Source organism: Deltaproteobacteria bacterium (assembly GCA_030654105.1).
In the GTDB taxonomy this organism is placed as follows: domain Bacteria; phylum Desulfobacterota; class SM23-61; order SM23-61; family SM23-61; genus JAHJQK01.
The window spans coordinates 1-3,330 of sequence record JAURYC010000136.1 but is presented as its reverse complement, the minus strand read 5'-3'; the positions used below and the strand labels follow the sequence as shown (position 1 = coordinate 3,330).

Below are 3,330 nucleotides of genomic sequence, written 5' to 3'. Positions count from 1 at the left end.
GGGTTTAAAAGCAGGTTGTAGGCGATCAACGAGAGGAAAGTCAAAAGAACCCGTTTCCAGGAATCACCCTTGGGAAAGAAAGAAGGCCTTACGGCCCAGGCCTTTTTTTCATAGCTTCCCAAAAGGAGGGCGATAGACATGGCACTTAAGGTGAGGCCGGCCCAGAAAGGCAGGAAACCAGGGCCGGGCTCATTCCAGCTTCCGATCTCGACTGAACGAGCGTAAAGGAAAAAAAATATCCCAACGATCAGGAAAAAGATGGCGGCGATTCGGTTGTAATGGCTTTGAGTTTTTTCCATTGCTGGATCAATTGGGGGGAAAAGGAGTGATAGACTCTTTCTAAACAGTGGATTTTAAAAAATTCTAAACCGCCCTCACAATTTTTGTCAACATTAATAATCATATAAGCATATTCCCTTGGGTAACACAATTAAAACTTTTTTCCTTGACAAGCCCTCCAATTTTTTGTAAAGAAAAACACCATATATCAGATATCATATTTGGATAACCAATGCAGGAAAAATATCGATTGGGAAAAATCTCTGATGTCCAACTTCTTAAAGACAAGGTCTACGAAGTCATAAAGAAAAGCATTATCGAATTATCCCTTTCTCCCAATGAACAATTGGTTGAACAGCGCTTAGCAGAAGAATTGGGGGTTAGCAAGTCTCCCATCCGGGAGGCTCTCATGCTTCTCGAACAGGATGGGTTGGTCTACACGGTTCCCTTTAAAGGGTGCTTTGTAACGGAGATCAGCCGGAAGAATATCCACGAAATCTTCCAGCTCCGTGAAGCTCTCGAGAGATTCTCGGTAAAGGTTCTCAGCGAAAATTATTCCGAATTGGAACCCCAGGGGGCGAAAGAAATTCTTAGGGAGGCTGAAGAAGCTTTGCGCCGGGGCGATGTAAAACGCTGTTTTACTGCCAACACCAAATTTCACGATTTTCTCCTCACCACAACCAAAAATGAAAGAATCGTCCAAGCTTACTCAACCCTTAGAAACCATCTTGATCGTTACCGAAAAATAGCCAGTCTCATTTTAGGGCGAGTGGCCAAATCACATAAAGAGCACGTTTTAATCTTTGCCGCCATTGAAAAAATAGAGATGGAAACCAAGCGGAGAAGCGGATGTCCGAGCATCTCCGCAGCGTACTTGAAGATTTTCTTCATTCCCAAGAACTCCAATCCTTTTGCCGATAGGCTGATTTCTTAAGTCGGTCATTGGCAGAGGTTGATCATGGAGCTTGGCTGCATCCTCGAAACTTGACAGGAGGACAAGCAATGAGCCCTGGGGAAAAGGATCGATCTGGAGTCGGCCTCCCTAAAGATGGCAACCCAGGGAAGGGAGTTGGACTTCCCCAAGGTATTTAAAAGTCCCTGTTAGACGATCTCGGCGATTTAATCGCCCGGGTTTTGAGCTGGGAAGGGTAAGGAAGATAGTCCGGCATCCGTGAGGAATACGGGTGCCCCAAGGCATCGAGTCGATAAACAGAATACAGGAGGTAGGGAATTGGCTAAAGATGCGGGCATGCAAGAGGCGATTAAAGAATTGCGGGAACGGCGGGCTCAGGCCAAGGTAACAGCCGGAGAACAAAAAATTGCCGAGGTCCACCAGAAAGGGTTATTAACCGCCCGGGAGCGGATCGAGGCGCTTCTCGACCCGGGCACATTCTGCGAACAGTATCCATTTGCCGAGACCATAGGCCGGGATTTCGGCTTAGACCGCAAGCGCTATCCGGGAGACGGGGCGATCGTGGGGTGGGGAAACGTCGACAACCAGAGGGTCTACGTAACGGCCAATGACAGCCTGATCATGGGTGGATCGGGCTCCAGCTCTCATATTCGCAAAATGTCCCTGACCATCGATCAGGCCGTGAAAAACGGATCCCCTTTGATCCAGCTGAACGATTCATCCGGGGGGAGAATCCAGGAAGGGGCGGACAAGACCTCCTATGCGCTGTCGGTTTTTTACAGCAATACCCTGGCTTCCGGGGTCGTTCCGCAGATCACCGCCATCCTGGGCCGCTGCGCCGGGTATGCGGTCTACGGTGCGGCCCTGACGGATTTTGTCTTCATCGTCGAAGGCTTGGGAGAGATGTTCATCACCGGTCCGGCCATCATCCGGGAAATTACCGGAGAGGAGATCACCTTTGACAAACTGGGAGGCGCGCGGGTTTGCACCCAGGTTACTGGAGCGGCCGATTTTCTGGTCGCCAGCGAGCAGGAGTGCTTCCAGCAGATTCGCAAGCTGTTGAGTTATTTTCCCCCCAACTATCGGGAGTTGCCCCCCGACCGCCCCAACGGGGACCCCGAGGACCGTCTGGTTCCCGAACTGGAGGACCTGGTCCCTTCGAATCCTCAGCGTGCCTACGATATCCGTCGGGTCATCAAGAAAATCGTGGATGACGGCGACTTCATGGAAGCCAAGGCCGACTTTGCGAAAAATATCGTCACCGGCTTCGCCCGGTTGGGGGGGATGTCCATCGGGATCGTCGCCAATCAACCCATGTTCCTGGGCGGCTCCCTTACCGTCGATTCTTCGGACAAAAGTGCCCGGTTTATTCGTTTTTGCGATGCCTTCAACATCCCGCTGATGTTTTTGGTGGATACCCCCGGATATCTTCCGGGAGTCCAACAGGAGCACACGGGAATCATCCGCCACGGAGCAAAACTTCTCTATGCTTTCTGCGAATCGACCGTTCCCAAAGTGGCCATCACCCTCCGCAAGTCCTATGGGGGAGGGCACTGGGCCATGGGCGGCCATAATTGCCACGGAACGGATATCGCCTATGCCTGGCCCACCGCCGAGTTTGCCATCATGGGGGCCGAGCAGGCAGCCAAGCTTCTCTACAACCGGGAACTGAAAGCAGCGGCGGATCCGGCGGCTCTCCTCCAGGAAAAGATCCGGGAGTATCGGGACCTTTTTGCCAACCCCTACCGGCTGGCCCAGACCATGTGCATCGATGACGTGATTGAGCCCGGGGAGACTCGACTAAGGGTCATCCGGGCCTTCCGTTCCCTGAAGGGGAAAAGGGAGGAGAAGCCACCCCGGCGGCACGGAAATATCCCTCTATAGGGATCAACGAAGAAAGGAGGTGTCTCGAGAAAAGATCTCACTGGCCATTGGATCAGGAAGTTAATCTTTCAAGGAGGTGAAGGAAATGAAGAAAATTATGTTCTTTTTATTCGTATTCGTTGCCATTGGCAGCCTAACGATTCTCCCGATAGTAGAAGCAAAGGAATTCAGAGTGAAGTGGGGGGCGACCAGTGTCAGATCCAGCGGATATGCCCATTGCGTTTTATTTGCCAGGGCTGTCAATCAAGCCTACC

3 protein-coding genes are annotated in these 3,330 nt (G+C 51.5%); 2 read left to right on the top strand and 1 reads right to left on the bottom strand.

The window, feature by feature from the left end; genetic code table 11:
- On the bottom strand, positions 1-299 hold a 299-nt coding region (locus Q7V48_05440), incomplete at its 3' end, for a tripartite tricarboxylate transporter TctB family protein (protein MDO9210178.1).
- 230 nt (positions 300-529) lie between these two features.
- Here Q7V48_05440 and Q7V48_05435 point away from each other — a divergent pair.
- On the top strand, positions 530-1,213 hold the full coding sequence (locus Q7V48_05435; protein ID MDO9210177.1) for a GntR family transcriptional regulator: 684 nt from the start codon (positions 530-532) through the stop codon (positions 1,211-1,213).
- A gap of 315 nt (positions 1,214-1,528) precedes the next feature.
- Complete coding sequence (locus Q7V48_05430) at positions 1,529-3,076, top strand: acyl-CoA carboxylase subunit beta (GenBank protein MDO9210176.1); 1,548 nt, start codon at positions 1,529-1,531, stop codon at positions 3,074-3,076.
- Positions 3,077-3,330 lie beyond the last annotated feature (254 nt).

Excerpts from the sequence above, each read along its gene's own strand:
- Q7V48_05430 (MDO9210176.1), top strand. The coding sequence starts at position 1,529 with ATGCAAGAGGCGATTAAAGAATTGCGGGAACGGCGGGCTCAGGCCAAG.